A 19,557-nucleotide genomic window follows, 5' to 3' on the forward strand; every position below is an offset into this window, starting at 1 on the left:
TACCCACGTCCTGTGGGCACAATTCAAAATTTGGACGCAATTACGCCGAGGCGTAATTGATTAGGTAAGGAGGAAGCAACAATGGATATTTACAAATTACATTATCCGGGAACGATTGACATTGATAGTACAGAACAGTACTCGCTGGCCATTGGTTTTTTCGATGGCTTACATAAAGGCCATCAGACGGTCATTGCTGAAGCAAAAAAGAAGGCAGTAGAACTTGGTATTCGTTCAGCTGTGATGACATTCGACCCACACCCATCGCATTTATTCGGAGATGGAAACAAAAAGGTGGGTTATATTACGCAATATCCAGAGAAGGCACGCTTAGTGGAGGAAATGGGGATTGATGCACTTTTTATCGTAACATTTGACTGGGCCCTTGCTTCGCTTTCACCTAAGCAGTTTGTGGATATTTTCATGAAAGGGCTACGGATTAAGCACGTCACAGCTGGATTTGATTACACCTTTGGTTCAAAGGGTGCTGGCACGATGGAACAGATGGCGGAATTGGCGGACGGGGCTTTCGGCACGACAGTTATTGATAAAGTGACGGATCATGATGAAAAAGTTTCTTCGACGCGTATTCGTCAGTTACTGGCTGAAGGGAACGTTGAGGAAACGGCGGAGCTGCTTGACAGGCCGTTCCGAACGGTTGGTGTCGTTGTTGACGGCGAAAAACGTGGGCGACTACTTGGTTTTCCAACCGCAAATGTTTTACCTAAGCCGGATACAGTGTTGCCGGCTAACGGTGTCTATGCTGTGCGATTCACAACAGATGGCATAACGCGCAATGGTGTATGCAGTGTTGGTGTAAAACCAACCTTCCATGAATCGAGAATACCGCCTATAGTAGAAGTGAATGTCCTTGACTTTGACGGTGATTTATATGGAAAAGAAGCAGCTGTTGATTGGATACAGTATTTACGACCAGAGGAGAAGTTTGACTCAGTGGACGCATTGATTAAACAAATGGTTGTAGATAAACAGCAAGCAAGAGAAATCCTTGAACTAACAGAAGATCCTGCTGGTTCAAGTTAAGCCTTCGACGGATTAGCATTAAAGTGATTGTTGCAATTCAAAAATAGTCATGGTATCATAAGTGAGTGCTAATGTGCACGAACCATTCCTTGGCAACACGAATCACCAACGTTTGCTCGGGATTAGGGGATATTTCATTATTTGGAGGTGAAAAGGATGGCTATTACACAAGAACGTAAACACGAATTGATCAACGAATTTAAAATTCACGATACTGACACTGGATCTGCAGATGTTCAGATCGCTGTCCTTACAGAAGAGATCAATAACTTAACAGAGCACCTTAAAACTCATAAGAAAGACCACCACTCACGTCGTGGACTTTTGAAAATGATTGGTACTCGTCGTAGACTTCTTCGTTTCCTACGTGATACAGAAGTACAACGTTACCGTGATCTTATTGCTAAACTCGGCCTACGCCGTTAATAAGACAATCTGAAAAGCGAGCCTCGTGCTCGCTTTTTTTTTATGTTCTTGAAAAAGATTAGGGGAATTTTTGGGGAGGTAACCGAGTTCTCGTATTTCGTAGCTGAGTTCCTTGAAAAGGTAGCTCAGTTTTGCCGAGATAACCGAGTTACTGTATTTCGTAGTAGAGTTTGTTGAAAAGGTAACCCAGTTTGGTGAATAGGTAGTCCAGTTTTACTGGGGTAACCGAGTTCTCGTATTTCGTAGTAGAGTTCCTTGAAAAGATAGTCCAGTTTCGTCGAGGTAGTCGAGTTAGCATCTTTCGGAAGAGATATAACAAAAAATACAAGCCCCGCAGTATAAATTTACTGTGGGGCTTGTCCTCTTTATAGGGATTCAAATCATCAAGCGTGCTTGAGCTCGCGTAGATCAGTTTCTTGTTCAAGGGAGCGAAGAGCTAATGAGCCAAGAATTTTTTCATGACGCTCTTGCCCTTGTTTAAGTGACATCACACTGCCAGTCGCTTTATGAACATCCATTGTTAACGATTCCATCCTAGCGTCTGTTTCCTCTTGGCGGTCGTAAATGGCACGTGTCAATTGGTGTAGCTCACCTTGACCAGACTCAAGAACCTGTACATCTGTTTTAAGCTTGTGCATGTCCGTTTTAAGTACTTCTACATCCGTTTTAAGCACTGCTACATCGACTTTGAGTTCATGTACATCTGTTTTAAGCGCTGCTATATCCGTTTTAAGGGACTGAATATCCTCTTTGATTGGCTGCAGAGCTTCTTGCAGAGCATCATCAATCACTGTTTTTAACAATAATTTAAGTTCATTATTGTTCAAGTAAACCATTCCTTTCGTTAGTAGTTGTAAACCTCGATTGTGTTGGGATCTATTTTTATCCATGGATTTTATGAACAATTTTTAGTTTTTAATAAAAGAATGCTTTGGGGCGCATTCCCGTCTATTATATCATATTTCCTGTTGATTCGAGGTGTGAATTGGGTTTTATTTTACATAATTTAAAATAGAGACACAGTTAATTGGTTTTTTAAGCTTAATAAACAAAAATCTGACCAATTCCCCCCAACCTATATTAGAATCCACAATAAAGTGGTATACTGTACAAATGTGCCATGGTGTCGGTTAAATGATAGATCAATCACGCCTTGGCGTGATTGCGCCCAAGATTTTGAATTGAGCTTGGGGCCTGCATGATGCAGGTCATGCAGTCGTTGCGAATCGAACAGAGAAGGGTTCGATTTGCCATATTTCTGCGTTCTTTGCAGAAATTAAGGCACTTCCTTTCAGGATGTCGCGAACTTAGACTGCCTTCCCCGATTCCTTTCAAAATCTGTGGCATCCGCCGGAGGCTTTAACTTCATTCAGCAGAAAAAGTCTGCTGAATGAAGTTAAACTTGTATTCACTGAGCGCTATCACTTACACTACTATTAATACATATAACGTATACAGTTCAGGCTGGAATATGGAGAGGAGTTCTATAATGTCAGAGAAAAAAGTCTATACACTTGATTGGGCGGGTCGACCGTTAACGATTGAAACGGGTCAACTTGCGAAACAGGCGAACGGTGCAGTACTCGTTCGTTACGGAGATACAACAGTACTTTCTACAGCAACAACTTCAAAAAATTCAAGGGGGTTGGATTTCTTCCCGCTTACAGTGAATTACGAAGAAAAAATGTATGCAGTAGGTAAAATTCCAGGAGGGTTCCTAAAACGTGAAGGACGTCCTTCTGACAAGGCTGTTTTAACAAGCCGCCTAATTGACCGTCCAATCCGTCCTTTATTTGCAGATGGCTTCCGTAATGATGTTCAGGTCATTTCGATGGTACTATCAGTCGATCAGGATTGCTCATCTGAGATGGCTGCAATGCTTGGTTCTTCACTAGCGTTGTCTGTGTCGGATATTCCGTTTGAAGGTCCAATTGCAGGTGTTCAAGTTGGACGCATCGACGGGAAATTCATCGTCAATCCAACGCCTGCACAATTGGACAAGAGTGACCTTGATCTTGTCGTTGCAGGAACAAAAGATGCGATTAACATGGTTGAAGCAGGTGCGAAGGAAGTTGCGGAAGACATCGTTCTGGAAGCAATTATGTTCGGTCACGGAGAAATCATTAAGCTCATCGAATTCCAAGAGAAAATTGTTGCGGAAATCGGTAAAGCGAAGCTTGATATTCCATTATTCCAATTAGATGAAACAATTTTAGCTGATATCAAAGATAGCTGTGAAGCTGACCTTGTGAGTGCAATCCAAACACAAGAGAAGCATGCGCGTGAAGAAGCTATCAATGCAGTACGCAATACAGTGATTGAACGTTACGAGGCGGAAGAAGCCGACGAAGCAACGATGAAACAAGTGAAAAATGTCTTGGAGCATCTTGTGAAAGAAGAAGTACGTCGTTTGATTACAGATGAAAAAATTCGTCCAGATGGCCGTGGCTTGGATGAAATTCGTCCACTTGCTTCTGAAGTTGGAATTTTGCCACGTACACATGGTTCAGGTCTCTTTACACGCGGACAAACACAGGCGCTTAGCGTTTGTACACTTGGCGCGTTAGGTGAAGTCCAAATCATCGACGGTCTTGGTATCGAAGAGTCAAAACGCTTCATGCACCATTATAATTTCCCGAACTTCAGTGTTGGAGAAACAGGTCCAATTCGTGGACCAGGTCGTCGTGAAATTGGTCACGGAGCACTTGGAGAACGTGCGTTGCTAGCTGTCTTACCAAATGAAACGGATTTCCCTTACACACTACGTTTAGTAGCAGAAGTACTGGAATCGAATGGTTCATCTTCACAGGCTTCCATCTGTGCGTCAACAATGGCGATGATGGATGCGGGTGTTCCATTGAAAGCACCGGTTGCAGGTATTGCAATGGGTCTTGTGAAAAAAGGGGACAACTACTCTGTTCTTTCCGATATTCAAGGGATGGAAGATCATCTTGGCGATATGGACTTCAAAGTAGCAGGAACTGAACACGGTATTACTGCACTTCAAATGGACATTAAAATTGACGGACTGTCTCGTCAAATTTTAGAAGAGGCATTGGCGCAAGCTAAAGTAGGTCGTTTGAAAATCTTGAATCATATGATGACAGCTATTAGTACACCACGTACTGAGCTTTCGGAATTTGCACCGAAAATCATCATGATCAAAATTAACCCAGACAAGATCCGCGATGTAATCGGACCTGGTGGGAAAGTTATTAATAAAATTATTGAAGAAACAAATGTTAAAATCGATACAGAGCAAGACGGTACGATTTATATTTCTTCACCAAATAACGATATGAATGCGAAAGCGAAAGCGATGATTGAAAATATCGTTCGCGAAGCAAAAGTCGGCGAATATTACATGGCGAAAGTAAAACGCGTTGAGAAATTCGGTGCTTTCCTTGAACTATTCCCTGGTAAAGATGGACTGCTCCACGTATCTGAAATTGCAGAAGAGCGGACAAAAGTAGTGGAAGATGTCTTGAAGCTTGGCGACGAATTGTTTGTCAAAGTAACTGAAATTGATAACCAAGGACGTGTCAACTTGTCTAGAAAAGCTGTCATTCTTGAAGAAAAAGAAGCAGCAGCAAAAGAGAAAAACTGAATTTTAAGGTCAATAGAATGGAAAGCCCCTCTTCGTTAGTTGAAGATGGAGGCTTTTTGTTCTTACAGTAAAGTAAAGGAGAAGAGAGTCAAAAAGGGGGATTTACAAGATGATCGAGAAGCATATTTGCCCAAACGGCGTGAGAATTGTTCATGAGAAAATGCCATATGTACGCTCCGTGGCACTTGGAATTTGGGTTGGCGCGGGTTCGGGGGATGAGCAGGAATCGGAAGCAGGCATTGCACATTTTATCGAGCATATGTTATTTAAAGGTACAGCGACGAGAAGCGCACGAGCAATTGCGGAGGAATTTGACCGCATCGGTGGCGATGTCAACGCGTTTACGTCAAAGGAAATGACCTGCTACTATACGACGGTCCTTGGGCATCATGCGCCACGTGCTCTGACAGTTTTAGCGGATATGTTTTTCAATTCGGCGTTTGACTCAGCTGAAATTGCAAAAGAGAAGTCGATTGTCCTTGATGAAATCGCAGCTGTTGAAGACACGCCAGATGATGATGTCGATGAGCGTCTATGGAGCGCAATGTACCCGGATGATGCGATGGGGAAGCCTGTCTTAGGTAATGAACAGACGATAAACACATTTGATAAGCTGATGATTGAGCAATTTATGGAGCGTATGTATAGACCTGAACAAATTGTGATTTCTATTGCTGGGAATTTCGATGATCGCCTCATTCAACTCATTAAAGTGCAATTTGGTTCATTTAAACGACAAGCGAAGATTGAACAGCCGATAGCTATCCAGGCCCCTGCATTCCATGCAGGAATGACTGTCAAAGCAAAAGATATTGAGCAAGCACATATTTGTATCGGCTATCCGGGACTGACGGTAAAAGATGCACACATTCATGACCTTATTATTTTAGATAGTATACTGGGCGGCACAATGTCTTCACGTTTATTTCAAGAAGTTCGCGAAGAGCGTGGTTTGGCTTACTCTATCTACTCTTATTATTCGGCATACAAGTCGACTGGGGTATTCGCTATCTATGGGGGAACTTCGCCGGAAAATTTAGGTATATTAACGGATACGATTGACGGAGTTATCGAGTCGATTTTACAGAACGGCATTACGGAGAATGAATTACATAATGCCAAGGAACAGTTAAAAGGTGGATTTTTATTAGGTTTAGAAAGCTCTGAATCTAGAATGCATCGCAACGGAAAGAATGAATTGATTTTACAAGAGCATAAGACGATGGATGAAGTTGTCGGACTGATAGACGGAGTTCAAGTAGCTAATGTGTATAGAATGGCCAATGAGATATTTGCGCATGAGCGAGCAATATCCATCATTGCGCCTGAAGATGTTATCAAGACCATTGAAATTTAACTTAATTTAGCCGGGGGTTAACCCCGGCTAAATTAAGTTAAGAATGTCACAGATTTTGAAGGGAATTAATTGCAGGCAGTCTAAGTTCGCGACGTCCTGTCGCAACGACTGCATACCCACGTCCTGTGGGCACAATTCAAAATCTGGACGCAATTACACCGAGGCGTAATTGAAATATAGTAGTCAGCTTTTCCACTTTTCATTCATATAATGGATGGAATGTAAGAGAGGAGAATGGCGATGCTACTATCAGAGCTTGCACAGAAAGAGTTAATTCAAGTTGAGGATGGGGTCCGCTATGGTTTTTTGGCGGAGACCGACCTTATTTTTAATGGTAAAACAGGTGATATTATTGGATTTGAAATTAAGAAGAAACTTGGACGTTTTTCATTCAAAAACCGGCAAGAGCAGTCGGATGAGTTCATCCCATGGAGTGAAATTGTGTTGATAGGGGAACATCGAATTCTTTTTGGCAAAACGCATAGCATGGATGAGGTGGATTTAGATGAACGATGATAATTGGCTCGTGATTGGGGCAGATCCAAGACTTGCAACTTGCTGCGCCATGCTGGAGGAAAGGGGCTATAACTGTCACCATATCGCGACGAATCAATATACGGAGCAACTAGGTGAACACATTATGCACTTGTTCCCGAAGTATGTCATTTTCCCCATATTACAACTAGCCGGGAAGCTTCCACCAACCATATTTGCCGAAGGAACACAGCTGTACACGGGCGTTACATCGGAGGGATGGCGCAAGCCTTTCGAAGATGCAGGACTACAGCTCCATTCTTATGTGAAAGATGAATCATTCATCTGGAAAAATGCAAGATTGACGGCAGAAGCTTTTGTTCATGAATATTATGCACGCGTCAAACGTCAAATAGCGGGGACTCACTTCAAAGTTGCGGGTTTTGGAAAGGTTGGAAAAATGACTGCGCACGTACTGACTGCGCTTGGTGCGCATGTGACCATTGTAGCAAGGTCGATCACGCAATTGAGTGAAGCTGTTGCCTTAGGCTATGGAACAGAGCCATTAACAGCTGATTTTGAACTCGTAGCAGGCAATCTAGTCAACACCATCCCTGCACAATGGCTTGCAGTCAATGCGAATCCCCAGCTGCATATTTTTGACCTAGCCTCGGCGCCCGGTTGCCTAAAGGAACCCCTTTCGTCCGAATACTATACAGTACTCCTCGGATTGCCAGGAAAACATTTTCCGATTGATGCGGCAGCCATTTTGACGGATACCGTCGAGGGGATGTCTAGAAAATGAAAGGGGATCTCGATGCTACAAGGGAAGAGGATTGGCCTTGGCATTACGGCGTCACACTGTACGTATGATGCGATAATACCTGTCATTGATTCGCTTAAGGATGCAGGAGCAACGGTTGTTCCGATTATTACACATTCCGTACTAACTGCTGCAACGCGTTTTGGCACGGGGGAAGAGTGGATTGCGCGTATAGAAGAAGCAACGGGTGAAAAAGTGATATCGACAATTGTTGGTGCAGAGCCATTCGGGCCGTCTACACCTGTTGATTGTATGATTATTGCACCTATGACTGGCAATTCAATTAGCAGATTTGCTAATGCCGCGACAGATTCGCCTGTTTTAATGGCGGCCAAAGCAACATTACGTAATGGGAGTCCAGTTGTTCTCGGTATTTCAACGAATGACGCACTTGGATTGAATGCGATGAACATTATGAAGCTGTTAAACATGAAAAATGTCTTTTTTATTCCGTTCGGACAGGACGATCCATTTCGTAAACCGAACTCCCTCATCTCCGATTTTACACTGATGGTACCAACTGCGGCAGCAGCTCTTGACAATCGCCAACTCCAACCATTATTAATTATTCATGATAAAATATAAAAATACAGCACAGAATATTCGTAGATATGATATAATTCCACCAATGAACTGCTAACGGTGTAAAGGACTAAAGTTTTTCTGCGAAGCATGTTGCTTTTTGCAACGTTGTAGAGAACTGAGTAGGACTTGTGCTATTATCACATCCGTAAAAGCTGAAAGGGAGATAGAGATGAATAAAGTGAATGTTGCAATCGTCGGTGCTACAGGAGCTGTTGGTACAAAAATTCTTGAGAAACTAATTGAAAGAAATTTTCCGGCTCAATCAATTAAACTGCTTGCATCCAAACGATCTGCCGGAACAGAAATTACGGCAGGTGGTTTTAACTATATCGTTGAAGAAACAGTACCAGAATCATTTGAAGGCGTCGACATCGCATTTTTTAGTGCGGGTGGCTCGATTTCAGAAAAGTTTGCACCTGAAGCTGTCAAAAGAGGTGCGGTAGTTATAGATAATACAAGCGCATTCCGTATGGTAGAAGATATACCGCTTGTTGTGCCAGAAGTGAATCCGCAGGCACTAAGCAACCATGCAGGCATCATTGCAAATCCGAACTGTTCGACGATTCAAATGGTAGCTGCGCTACAGCCTGTTAAAGAAAAGTTTGGCTTAAGTCGTATTATTGTGTCGACGTACCAAGCGGTTTCAGGAGCGGGTGCAGAAGCGATTGATGAATTGGGAAGTCAAAGTCAACAGTTTGAAGGGCGTGCAGCGAACGAAGCGGAAATTTTACCTTCTGCATCAGCGGCGAAGCATTATCCGATTGCATTCAATGCGATTCCTCAAATTGATGCATTTGATGCTTCAGGGTACACGCTTGAAGAATTGAAAATGATGAATGAAACGAAAAAGATTTTTGGTGACTATGAGATGTCTGTTACGGCAACTTGCGTACGTCTACCTGTTGTAACAGGTCACTCAGAGTCGGTTTATATCGAAGTCGACCAAGAGGGTGTAACAGTGGAAGACATCCGCGCGAGTATGGAAGGTGCACCAGGCGTTGTCGTTCAAGATAATCCAGCACAACAACTGTACCCAATGCCATTATTTGCAGAAGGAAAAGATGAAGTATTTGTCGGCCGCATCCGTAAAGATCCGAATCATGCAGGAGGTTTCCATATGTGGATCGTCTCGGACAATCTGCTTAAAGGGGCTGCACTAAACTCGGTGCAAATTGCAGAACAGTTGATTCGACAATAATACGGTAAAGGATTGATCATATTGAATCTTGGACAAATAGGCACGGCGATGGTGACCCCGTTTTCGGAAGAGGGCACCATTGATTATAAAAGGGCTAAAAAGTTAATCGAACATTTGATAGCAAATGGGACGGATGCGTTGATTGTTAATGGGACGACAGGTGAGTCGCCAACTGTGACGGCACAGGAAAAAAGGGCATTATTGTCGTTCACAGTGAAGCAAGTTAACAAAAGAATTCCTGTCATTGCAGGTACAGGTACAAATAGTACAGCGGAATCTGTCTTGCTGACAAAGCAAGCGGAAAAGCTAGGTGCTGATGGTATCATGCTGGTGACACCTTACTATAATAAGCCTGACCAGCGTGGCATGTATGCGCATTTTGCGCATATTGCAGGGGAAACGAAGCTACCTGTACTGTTGTATAATATTCCGGGGCGCTCTACCGTCAACCTGGTACCCGAAACGATTATCGAGTTGTCCAAAATAAAAAATATCTGTGCAGTGAAAGAAGCGAGTGGCAGTCTTGAGCAAATGGCGGAGATTATCGCTGGAACAGATGACGGATTTTCCGTCTACAGCGGTGACGATGCGTTAACACTGCCGTTATTAGCAATCGGCGGTAACGGCGTCATTTCAGTTGCATCACATGTAGTTGGCAATGAAATGCAACAGATGATTGACGCATTTAACAGTGGAAAAACAGCGCAAGCCGCAGCTATGCATCGCGCATTGTTACCTGTATTCCGTGCCATATTCTCAGCCCCAAATCCAGTGCCAGTCAAGTATGCACTTGAAAAATTGGGTCTCGAAACAGGCGGCGTGAGATTACCACTTGTTGATTTCGGTGAAGGCCAAATACCTTTCGATCAAGTATGGGAAAACTATCAAAAAAACCAACATGTTTTTAATTAATTTAATGGACTATGTGAATACCTAAACAAATCCTGCGATGGCGCCTTACAGGGGTCGCCGAAGCCGTAAGACTGGCGGCGAAGCTGTCTGGCTTATGGCGGGAGGCATCCCCTAAGCGCCGAAGCGAGTTAGAAGGAATTCTTTAATTTCAGCCACCTAATTAAAGCCGGTATCAATCATCGGCTTTTTTTGTTTGTGCAGAAAGGTTCTGTCCCGTATAATGAAACATAGTCGTGATGAACGGGAATGAGTAATAGGAGGAAACAACGTGGTAAAAACTAAAAATGAACTAATAAGAATTATCCCTCTCGGTGGAGTAGGGGAAATTGGGAAAGCAATGTACGTCGTCGAAATTGATGAGGAACTATTCATCGTCGATGCGGGACTCATGTTCCCAGAAGGAGAAATGCTTGGAATCGATATCGTTATTCCAGACATTTCATATATCGAAGAAAACAAAGAGCGTGTCAAAGGGATCTTCCTCACACACGGACATGAAGATGCAATTGGTTCAATTGCTTATTTGCTACAAAAAGTACAGGCACCTGTCTATGGATCGAAATTGACAATTGCTCTTGCAAAAGAACATTTAAAGGAAATGCCAGCATCACCAAGTGTTAAGTTTTTCGAAGTGACAAACAAAAGTCGGATGAATTTCAAGAGTACACACGTCACATTTTTCCATACAACGCACAGCATTCCAGACTCATTGGGCATCGTGTTCCATACGAGTGAGGGGGCTATTGTGCATACAGGCGAATTCAAATTCGATCAGTCTGCAAAAGGAAAGTATCGTCCAGACATTGCGAAGATGGCGGCAATCGGCGAAGAGGGTGTCTTCATCCTCATGTCAGATTCAACTGAGGCGGAACGACCGGGTTATACGACCTCTGAATCAGTAATTGAAAATAACCTATCTAAAACATTCCACGGAGCAGAAGGACGAATTCTTGTCGCACTTTACGCATCGAACTTCATCCGCATCCAGCAAGTGTTTGACAAAGCATTTGAAAACGGCAAAAAAGTAGCGGTTGTTGGAAAAAGTTTAGAAAGCTACTTTGAAGTCGGTGTCAATTTAGGTTATTTGACCATTAAAGATGATGTTGTCATCCCTGTAAAAGAAATTGACAAATACGATGATAGCCAAGTCGTGATTATCGTGACGGGCAATAAAGGCGAACCGTTGGATGCACTTGAGCGTATTGTACGTAAACATCATAAAGACATTCGCATTAAAGAAACAGATACAGTGCTAATTACATTTACACCATCGCCAGGTATGGAAGTGTCGATGTACCAAACGATGAATGACCTTGCCAAAGCGGGTGCAACAGTACTCACATCAAGTAAAAATGTTCATGTATCAGGTCATGGTAGTCAAGAAGACCTGAAGCTTATGTTGAACTTAATGCAACCGAAGTATTTCATCCCGATTCAAGGGGAATACCGGATGCTTATTGCACACTCGAAGCTTGCGCAAGAAACGGGGCTTCAAAAATCACAGGTCTTTATTGCTGATAAAGGTGATATCGTCGAATATAAAAACGATAAAATGCGTATGAGTGGACGCGTTCAGGCAGGCAATATTCTTATTGATGGGATAGGCGTCGGGGATGTGGGAAATATCGTGCTTCGTGACCGTAAATTATTGTCACAGGATGGAATTTTCACAGTCGTCATAACACTTAATCGCAAGCAAAAACGTATCGCAGCTGGACCCGAAATTGTATCGCGTGGATTTGTCTATGTGCGTGAATCCGAAGAGCTGTTTGAAGAATCAACAAAACTCGTAACGAAAATAGTTGAGAAGTATGTGAATAAAGAGACGTTTGAATGGACAAACATTAAACAAGAGATCCGCGATACACTAAGCTCATATTTATATCAACAAACGAAAAGAAGACCGATGATCATTCCAATTATTATGGAATACTAATAATCAACAATTTATAAGACCGATCCGAAGGATTTCTTGCCGTCTGAGCGGCGGGAAATCCTTTTGTTTAATTTTTGCTGAGCATTGCAACCCGAAAGGAGGAGGGAAATGGCTAGGAAAAAGAAGAAATCGACTGCAAAGAAAAAGAAGCCATCTGGTTTAAACCCGTTAGTATACGAAGTAATTGGCCTTGCGATGATGGGGCTTGCTGTTATTATTATTTTTGAATTTGGTATTGTGGGCAGAGGGTTATCATCAGTCTCACGTTTTGTATTAGGAAATTGGCATAGTGCGATTCCACTGCTACTTATTGTGCAGGCGTTAATGTTCATGATTAAACGCAAAGCGGGTGGTTGGAAAAACCGTATTGTTGGGGGGAGTTTATTCATCCTCGCAAGTTTGGTACTGTTCAGTCATGTCTACTTATTTAAAGAATTGCATGCAAGTCGTGTGCTTTTGACGGACTCAGCACTGAAAGAAACATGGAAAATACTCATGACGAATGAGGGTATTGTATCCAGAAGTGGTGCGTTAGGCGGCGGAATGGTGGGGGCTATCCTGTTCGCCCTGTTCCATTCATTGTTTGATTCAGCAGGTGCAATGGTTGCGGGCGTTTTATTATTGTTAATTGGACTTGTATTAATTACCGGAAAAGCGTTTGTACCCTACTTAGTTGATTACTTCCCAAAACTTGTGGAGTCATTGGCGAACGTATTTGCAAAAAAAGATAAACCTACGCCAAAAGCTGCAACTGAGTCGAGAGTGACTCGTTCGAAGAAGTCGACAAGAACTGCAGCTATCGAGACGCCAGCTGTTCCAGAAATGGAAGTGGAAGAAGTTGTGTCGCAGCCAATTATATCAGCCTTTAGTGAGCGCATAGATAAGCCTGTTAGGGATGAGCAAGCGGAGGTGGAGGAAGCCCCCTCTTCTTCGCCATCAGAACAGCTAGCGACGGATGAGATAGTTCCGTATGCAGCTGTGGCGGGTGAGGAAGAGAATGAGTCTTATATATTGCCTCCTGTCTCTTTGCTGACCCAAACTCCAATGACTGATCAGTCGGAGGAATATGATTCTATTCAAGCAAATGCTCAAAAGCTAGAACGGACATTTTTAAGCTTCGGTGTTAAAGCAAAAGTGACGCAGGTGCATTTGGGTCCAGCGGTGACGAAGTATGAGGTATTGCCAGATATAGGAGTTAAGGTCAGCCGGATTGTTAGTCTAGCAGATGATATCGCGCTGGCACTTGCGGCAAGTGGTATTCGAATTGAAGCGCCGATTCCAGGTAAGTCAGCAATTGGTATCGAAGTACCGAATAGTTCGATTGCAGTTGTTAGCCTACGTGAAGTCATTGAGGCAAAGGAAAATAATCGACCGGATTCAAAGTTAATGATTTCACTGGGGCGCGACGTCACAGGGCAGGCGATGCTAGCCGAGTTGAATAAAATGCCCCATGTGTTAATCGCTGGTTCGACTGGAAGCGGAAAAAGTGTCTGCATCAACGGTATTATAGTGAGTATTTTAATGCGTGCTAAACCGCATGAAGTAAAAATGATGATGATTGACCCGAAAATGGTGGAACTGAATGTCTATAATGGTGTGCCTCATTTGCTAGCACCTGTCGTTACGGATCCACGAAAAGCAGCTCAAGCATTGCAAAAAGTAGTTTCCGAAATGGAACGGCGTTATGAATTATTTTCGCATACGGGTACAAGAAATATTGAAGGCTATAACGATCATATCGAAGTGTGGAATGAAGAAAATGAAGAAAAACATCCACGTATGCCGTATATCGTCGTCATTGTTGATGAGTTGGCGGACCTAATGATGGTTGCATCCAGTGATGTGGAGGATTCCATCACGCGATTAGCGCAAATGGCCCGTGCAGCGGGTATTCATCTCATCATTGCGACGCAACGTCCAAGTGTCGATGTTATCACTGGGATCATCAAAGCGAATATTCCATCACGCGTGGCATTTGCCGTATCGTCTGCGATTGATTCCAGAACAATTTTGGATAGTGGAGGGGCGGAAAAACTGTTAGGTAGAGGAGATATGCTATTCCTGCCGGCAGGTGTTTCCAAACCAGTCCGTATTCAAGGGGCGTTCGTTTCAGACAGTGAAGTGGAAGCAGTTGTTGATTTTGTCATTGAACAACAAAAGGCTCAGTATCAAGAAGAAATGATTCCGCAAGATATTAAAGAAGTACCAGCTCATGAAGAAACAGATGAGCTGTATGATGAAGCTGTGCAGCTTGTTACAGAAATGCAAACCGCCTCAGTATCGATGTTACAACGTCGTTTCCGGGTTGGTTATTCAAGAGCTGCACGCATTGTGGACCAGATGGAGCTACGCGGGGTTGTCGGGCCGCCTGAGGGAAGTAAGCCACGTCAGGTCTTAATTGGTAGAGGCGAAGTGGACGATTATTGATGAATAACATGACAAAATAGGTACATTACAGTACTTAAAACGAACATATTAATATTTTTTTTAAGATGGTTGTTTATTTTGCATGACGAAAGTGATATAGTATGGATGATTAGTAGTGACGTTTAACATCAGAGGTCTGACCTCGTCGAGAGGGGAGAGATGAAATGATGGTAAAGGCGGATCAAAGACATCTTTATGTTCAAGTCATTGAACGATTGAAGAACGACATCGAATTAGGCATTTTCAAAGAGAATGCGAGGTTCCCTTCTGAATTTGAACTAGCTCGGACGCTAGGCGTCAGTCGTGCAACACTTCGGGAAGCGCTTCGCGTGCTAGAAGAGGAAAAAGTGATTGTGCGGAAGCACGGTGTCGGTACATTTGTGAATCCCAAGCCGTTATTTTCCTCAGGGATTGAACACTTATCCAGTGTATCTTCTATGATCCGTGCTGCAGGTATGGAACCGGGAACGATTTTTTTGGATGTAACAGAAACAGATTCATGCGAGGATAGCATGGAAAAGTTCGACTGTAGCTTAGGTGATCGTCTCGTGACCATAAAAAGAGTAAGAACGGCCGATCAGGAGCCGGTTGTCTATTGTATCGATCAAGTGCTTTCAAAAAATATTCCGTTAAAGACGGATGAGTTATTGAATGAATCCATTTTCGATGCTATTGAAAAATCAGGCACTATTCGCATCGCGCAAGCGGTCGCTCATATCGAACCAGTTGGTTATGATGATGTTGTTTCATCTATTTTGAGATGTGGCGTTGATGTTCCACTACTTGTCCTTTTACAGCGTCATTACAGTGAGGAAGGAGAAATGGTCCTTTACTCAAAGAACTATTTCAGGGCTGATAAATTCAGCTTTCATGTTGTACGAAAAAGGGTATAAGACGTTAATGCGTCCTACTAATAAAAAGAAAAACAGGGAGGTTCCAACAATGAGCAAACGTAAATTTGGTCTTGCTTTGTCAATGGTTCTAGCTGCCGGTACAATTCTTGGCGCATGCGGAACGGATAAAGCAAAAGATAATGAAGGTTCAGGAGCTACAGACACACCGAAAGAGGATGCTTTTTCAATAGCAATGGTAACAGATACGGGTGGTGTTGACGACAAATCGTTCAACCAATCTGCTTGGAAAGGGATCCAAGAGTATGGTGCGGAAAATAACCTTGAAAAAGGCGACGGTGGTTTCGACTATCTTCAGTCAAAGGAAGAATCGGAATATCCATCAAACATAAACAAACTAGTTCAACGTGACTTCGATTTAATTTACGGAATTGGTTTCTTGCTAAAAGATGCACTTGAAGAAGTTGCTACACAACGTCCAGACAATAAATTTGCACTTGTAGATGAAGTGTCTGAACTGCCGAACATTGCGAGCTTAATGTTCAAAGAGCAAGAGGGAGCATTCCTTGCGGGTGTTGCTGCTGCTCGTATGACGAAATCTGATAAAATTGGTTTTGTTGGCGGTATGGAAATTCCAGTAATTGAGCGTTTTGAAGCTGGATTTGTTGCAGGTGTTGCAGCAGTAAGACCAGATATCAAAGTTGACATTCAGTACACAGGAGACTTTGCAAAGGCTGAGCTTGGAAAAGGCCTTGCAAACCGTATGTATTCTTCAGGCGTAGATATTATTTTCCACGCTGCTGGTGGCTCAGGTAACGGTGTATTTGCAGAAGCAAAAGAGCGTAAAAAAGCAGATCCAGATGCAAATGTATGGGTAATCGGTGTAGACTCTGACCAGTATGACGAAGGTCAATTAGATGCTGATACAAACATCACATTGACTTCAATGCTGAAACGCGTTGACATTGCAGTTAAAAACACGGCAGAACTTGCTGCTGCCGGTAATTTCCCTGGTGGCGAAGTAACAACTTTCGGTCTTGCTGACGAAGGGATTGCTCTAGCTGACTCACGTGGCGCAATTCCAGAAGATATTTTAGCTGAGATTCAAGAGTTCACAGAAAAAATCGCATCTGGTGAAATTGAAGTACCAGAATTCAAATAATTATAAGTAGTGTATTGTGAGATCATGAAGGTCGATATCAAATGGCCTTCATGATTTCCCTTTTAATTAACAGAAGAAAGGATTCTAATGAATGTAGGTAAGGGATTCTTTTCTTGTGTTAATTTAAAACTAAATAGAACATACATATACGAATACGAGGGAGTGAACCGGGTGGAACATGTAATTGAAATGCTGAACATTCGCAAAGAATTTGGTAATTTTGTTGCGAATGATAATATTACACTTCAATTGGAAAAAGGCGAAATTCATGCATTACTAGGCGAGAATGGTGCTGGAAAGTCGACGTTAATGAACGTGCTATTCGGACTGTATCAGCCTGATGGTGGAGAAATTAAAGTGCGTGGCAAGGTAGAAACAATTACAGATCCGAACGTCGCCAATAACTTAGGCATTGGCATGGTTCACCAACACTTCATGCTCGTTGAAAATTTGACGGTAACTGAAAATATCATTCTTGGTAATGAACCTAAAAAAAGAGGTACAATCAACATTAAGGATGCAGCGAAAAAAGTAGCTGAAATTTCGAAATTATATGGTCTTGAAGTGGATCCTTATGCGAAGATAGAAGATATTTCGGTCGGCATGCAGCAGCGTGTTGAGATTTTGAAAACGCTTTATCGGGGAGCAGAAATTCTTATTTTTGATGAACCGACGGCTTCTTTGACACCTCAAGAAATCAATGAGCTCATTTTAATTATGCGTAAACTGATTGATGAAGGAAAGTCGATTATTATCATTACGCACAAGCTTCAAGAAATTATGGATGTCTCTGATCGTGTGACGGTTATCCGCAAGGGGCAAGGTATTGGTACAGTTATAACAGCTGAAACGAATCCCGAAGAGCTTGCGACGTTGATGGTTGGGCGTCAGGTGACGTTTAAAACAGAAAAAGGACCTGCTTATCCGAAAGAAGAAGTCCTTCACGTCGAAAATCTTGTTGTCGATGACTATCGCGGCATTCCAAAAGTAAAGGGTTTGAATCTTTCAGTACGCAAAGGGGAGATTGTTGGGATTGCAGGAATCGACGGTAATGGTCAGTCAGAGCTAATCGAAGCGATTACAGGTCTTCGTAAGGTGAAAAGCGGTAAGATTTTCATTAACCAAAAAGATGTAACAGGGAAAAAGCCGCGTGATATTACAGAAACGGGTATTGGGCATATTCCACAAGACCGTCATAAGCATGGTTTAGTGTTAGACTTTTCTGTTGGTTATAATGTGGCATTACAAACGTATTATAATGCGCCACTATCTAAAAATGGCATTATTGATTATAAGAAGATTTCTGAAAAAGCGAATACGATCATTAAAACTTTTGATGTACGAACACAGGGGGAGCACGAGCTTGCGCGTGCGCTATCCGGTGGTAACCAGCAAAAGCTGATTATTGGGCGTGAAGTAGATCGTAATCCTGACCTACTTATTGCTGCGTTGCCAACGCGTGGTCTAGACGTTGGAGCCATTGAGTTTATCCATAAAAGATTGATAGAACAGCGTGATAACGGGAAAGCTGTGCTACTCATTTCGTTTGAATTGGATGAAGTAATGAATGTGTCCGATCGTATTGCGGTTATTTATGATGGGAAGATTGTCGATACGGTCATTCCATCAGAAACTAGCGAACAAGAGCTAGGGCTTTTGATGGCGGGGCATACGAAAGATGAAGTTGTACTGAAAGAAGGTGGAGAGCACGATGTCCAATAGAGCTATCAAACTATTAGTACCGATTATTTCTATTATTTTAGGATTACTTGTCGGAGCGGTTGTCATGCTGTTAAGTGGTTATGATCCAGTTGCAGGATATATCGCTCTCTGGAAAGGGATTTTTGGTAGTCCGTATTCTATCGGAGAAACGATTCGTCAAATCAGTCCCTATATTTTAGCTGGACTTGCGGTTGCTTTTGCTTTCCGCACAGGCTTATTCAACATTGGAGTAGAGGGTCAACTTATTGTCGGTTGGTTTGCTGCTGCCTATGTAGGGGTGGCATTTGAATTGCCTAAGATTATTCATTTACCATTGGCACTTCTTGCTGCAGCTGCGGCAGGAGCACTATGGGGATTCATACCTGGAATATTAAAAGCGAAATTGCATGTGCATGAAGTTATTGTAACGATTATGATGAACTATATCGCACTTCATACTGTTAACGCGCTTGTTAAAACTGTTTCCGGTGGTGGCTATAAGACTGAGAAAATTCATCCAACGGCATCACTCCGTTCAGAATTTTTATCCAATCTGACTGATTTCTCTACATTACACTATGGAATCATTGTCGCATTGTTGATGGTCGTCGTCATGTGGTTCATGTTAGAAAAGACCAAAATGGGCTATGAGCTTAAAGCGGTCGGATTTAATGAGCATGCTTCACAATATGCGGGAATGAATGTTAAGAAAAACATTGTCCTATCCATGGTGATATCAGGTGCTTTTGCTGGTCTTGGAGGAGCAATGGAAGCATTAGGGACATTCGGTAATATTGTATCGCGTGGTGCATTTACCGGTATAGGATTTGATGGAATTGCCGTTGCATTACTTGGTGCTAATACGCCGCTTGGAGTTATTTTTGGGGCTAGCCTTTTCGGCTCGTTAAAATATGGTGCAAATAATATGCCGAATGAAGCCGGCGTCCCAATTGAAATTGTCTCCATCGTCATTGCACTCATCATCTTCTTTGTCGCATCGGGCTATATTATCCAGGTGCTAATCGGCAAGATGAAGAAAAAGGAGGCGAAGTGA

Annotated in this window: 16 protein-coding genes; 15 read left to right on the forward strand and 1 reads right to left on the reverse strand. The window is 42.7% G+C overall.

Annotation, left to right across the window (positions count from 1 at the left end; genetic code table 11):
• Positions 1-81 precede the first annotated feature (81 nt).
• Complete coding sequence (locus MKZ10_RS08010) at positions 82-1,044, forward strand: bifunctional riboflavin kinase/FAD synthetase (protein WP_342509551.1); 963 nt, start codon at positions 82-84, stop codon at positions 1,042-1,044.
• Between the two features lie 156 nt (positions 1,045-1,200).
• Positions 1,201-1,470, forward strand: coding sequence for a 30S ribosomal protein S15 (gene rpsO, locus MKZ10_RS08015; protein WP_342510090.1), 270 nt, complete (start codon positions 1,201-1,203; stop codon positions 1,468-1,470).
• A gap of 383 nt (positions 1,471-1,853) precedes the next feature.
• Here the strand turns inward: rpsO and MKZ10_RS08020 are convergent, their stop codons facing one another.
• On the reverse strand, positions 1,854-2,297 hold the full coding sequence (locus MKZ10_RS08020; RefSeq protein WP_342509553.1) for a hypothetical protein: 444 nt from the start codon (positions 2,295-2,297) through the stop codon (positions 1,854-1,856).
• Between the two features lie 659 nt (positions 2,298-2,956).
• Between MKZ10_RS08020 and pnp the strand changes: the two genes are divergently transcribed.
• From pnp to MKZ10_RS08085, 13 genes are all read left to right on the forward strand, one after another.
• Positions 2,957-5,077, forward strand: coding sequence for a polyribonucleotide nucleotidyltransferase (gene pnp, locus MKZ10_RS08025; RefSeq protein ID WP_342510092.1), 2,121 nt, complete (start codon positions 2,957-2,959; stop codon positions 5,075-5,077).
• A gap of 109 nt (positions 5,078-5,186) precedes the next feature.
• On the forward strand, positions 5,187-6,434 hold the full coding sequence (locus MKZ10_RS08030; RefSeq protein ID WP_342509555.1) for a pitrilysin family protein: 1,248 nt from the start codon (positions 5,187-5,189) through the stop codon (positions 6,432-6,434).
• 240 nt (positions 6,435-6,674) lie between these two features.
• Entirely contained in the window at positions 6,675-6,950 is a 276-nt protein-coding gene (locus tag MKZ10_RS08035; RefSeq protein ID WP_342509557.1) for a YlmC/YmxH family sporulation protein, read from the forward strand.
• Positions 6,940-7,713, forward strand: coding sequence for a hypothetical protein (locus MKZ10_RS08040; protein ID WP_342509559.1), 774 nt, complete (start codon positions 6,940-6,942; stop codon positions 7,711-7,713). The genes MKZ10_RS08035 and MKZ10_RS08040 overlap by 11 nt, the downstream gene beginning before the upstream one ends.
• A gap of 12 nt (positions 7,714-7,725) precedes the next feature.
• A complete protein-coding gene (locus MKZ10_RS08045) occupies positions 7,726-8,316 on the forward strand; it encodes a dipicolinate synthase subunit B (protein ID WP_342509561.1) in 591 nt (196 codons plus the stop codon).
• Between the two features lie 169 nt (positions 8,317-8,485).
• A complete protein-coding gene (locus MKZ10_RS08050) occupies positions 8,486-9,514 on the forward strand; it encodes an aspartate-semialdehyde dehydrogenase (RefSeq protein WP_342509563.1) in 1,029 nt (342 codons plus the stop codon).
• 21 nt (positions 9,515-9,535) lie between these two features.
• Positions 9,536-10,426 (forward strand): 4-hydroxy-tetrahydrodipicolinate synthase, encoded by an 891-nt coding sequence (gene dapA, locus MKZ10_RS08055; protein WP_342509566.1) that lies wholly within the window; start codon positions 9,536-9,538, stop codon positions 10,424-10,426.
• Between the two features lie 268 nt (positions 10,427-10,694).
• The gene (locus MKZ10_RS08060; RefSeq protein WP_342509568.1) at positions 10,695-12,362 is read left to right on the forward strand and encodes a ribonuclease J; all 1,668 of its coding nucleotides are present in this window, start codon (positions 10,695-10,697) and stop codon (positions 12,360-12,362) included.
• Positions 12,363-12,470: 108 nt separating this feature from the next.
• Positions 12,471-14,789, forward strand: a complete 2,319-nt coding sequence (locus tag MKZ10_RS08065; RefSeq protein ID WP_342509570.1) for a DNA translocase FtsK — start codon at positions 12,471-12,473, stop codon at positions 14,787-14,789.
• Positions 14,790-14,953: 164 nt separating this feature from the next.
• Entirely contained in the window at positions 14,954-15,682 is a 729-nt protein-coding gene (locus MKZ10_RS08070) for a GntR family transcriptional regulator (protein ID WP_342509573.1), read from the forward strand.
• A gap of 49 nt (positions 15,683-15,731) precedes the next feature.
• Positions 15,732-16,802, forward strand: coding sequence for a BMP family protein (locus MKZ10_RS08075; RefSeq protein ID WP_342509575.1), 1,071 nt, complete (start codon positions 15,732-15,734; stop codon positions 16,800-16,802).
• Between the two features lie 171 nt (positions 16,803-16,973).
• Positions 16,974-18,524 (forward strand): ABC transporter ATP-binding protein, encoded by a 1,551-nt coding sequence (locus MKZ10_RS08080; RefSeq protein ID WP_342509577.1) that lies wholly within the window; start codon positions 16,974-16,976, stop codon positions 18,522-18,524.
• Positions 18,514-19,557: an ABC transporter permease gene (locus MKZ10_RS08085; protein WP_342509579.1), complete on the forward strand. Its 1,044-nt coding sequence runs from the start codon at positions 18,514-18,516 to the stop codon at positions 19,555-19,557. Before MKZ10_RS08080 ends, MKZ10_RS08085 begins: the two co-directional genes overlap by 11 nt.

It is taken from the genome of Sporosarcina sp. FSL K6-2383 (assembly GCF_038618305.1).
In the GTDB taxonomy this organism is placed as follows: Bacteria; Bacillota; Bacilli; order Bacillales_A; family Planococcaceae; genus Sporosarcina.

Excerpts from the sequence above, each read along its gene's own strand:
- MKZ10_RS08010 (WP_342509551.1), top strand. The coding sequence starts at position 82 with ATGGATATTTACAAATTACATTATCCGGGAACGATTGACATTGATAGT.
- rpsO (WP_342510090.1), top strand. The coding sequence starts at position 1,201 with ATGGCTATTACACAAGAACGTAAACACGAATTGATCAACGAATTTAAA.
- MKZ10_RS08030 (WP_342509555.1), top strand. The coding sequence starts at position 5,187 with ATGATCGAGAAGCATATTTGCCCAAACGGCGTGAGAATTGTTCATGAG.
- MKZ10_RS08035 (WP_342509557.1), top strand. The coding sequence starts at position 6,675 with ATGCTACTATCAGAGCTTGCACAGAAAGAGTTAATTCAAGTTGAGGAT.
- MKZ10_RS08040 (WP_342509559.1), top strand. The coding sequence starts at position 6,940 with ATGAACGATGATAATTGGCTCGTGATTGGGGCAGATCCAAGACTTGCA.
- MKZ10_RS08045 (WP_342509561.1), top strand. The coding sequence starts at position 7,726 with ATGCTACAAGGGAAGAGGATTGGCCTTGGCATTACGGCGTCACACTGT.
- MKZ10_RS08050 (WP_342509563.1), top strand. The coding sequence starts at position 8,486 with ATGAATAAAGTGAATGTTGCAATCGTCGGTGCTACAGGAGCTGTTGGT.
- MKZ10_RS08065 (WP_342509570.1), top strand. The coding sequence starts at position 12,471 with ATGGCTAGGAAAAAGAAGAAATCGACTGCAAAGAAAAAGAAGCCATCT.
- MKZ10_RS08070 (WP_342509573.1), top strand. The coding sequence starts at position 14,954 with ATGATGGTAAAGGCGGATCAAAGACATCTTTATGTTCAAGTCATTGAA.
- MKZ10_RS08075 (WP_342509575.1), top strand. The coding sequence starts at position 15,732 with ATGAGCAAACGTAAATTTGGTCTTGCTTTGTCAATGGTTCTAGCTGCC.
- MKZ10_RS08085 (WP_342509579.1), top strand. The coding sequence starts at position 18,514 with ATGTCCAATAGAGCTATCAAACTATTAGTACCGATTATTTCTATTATT.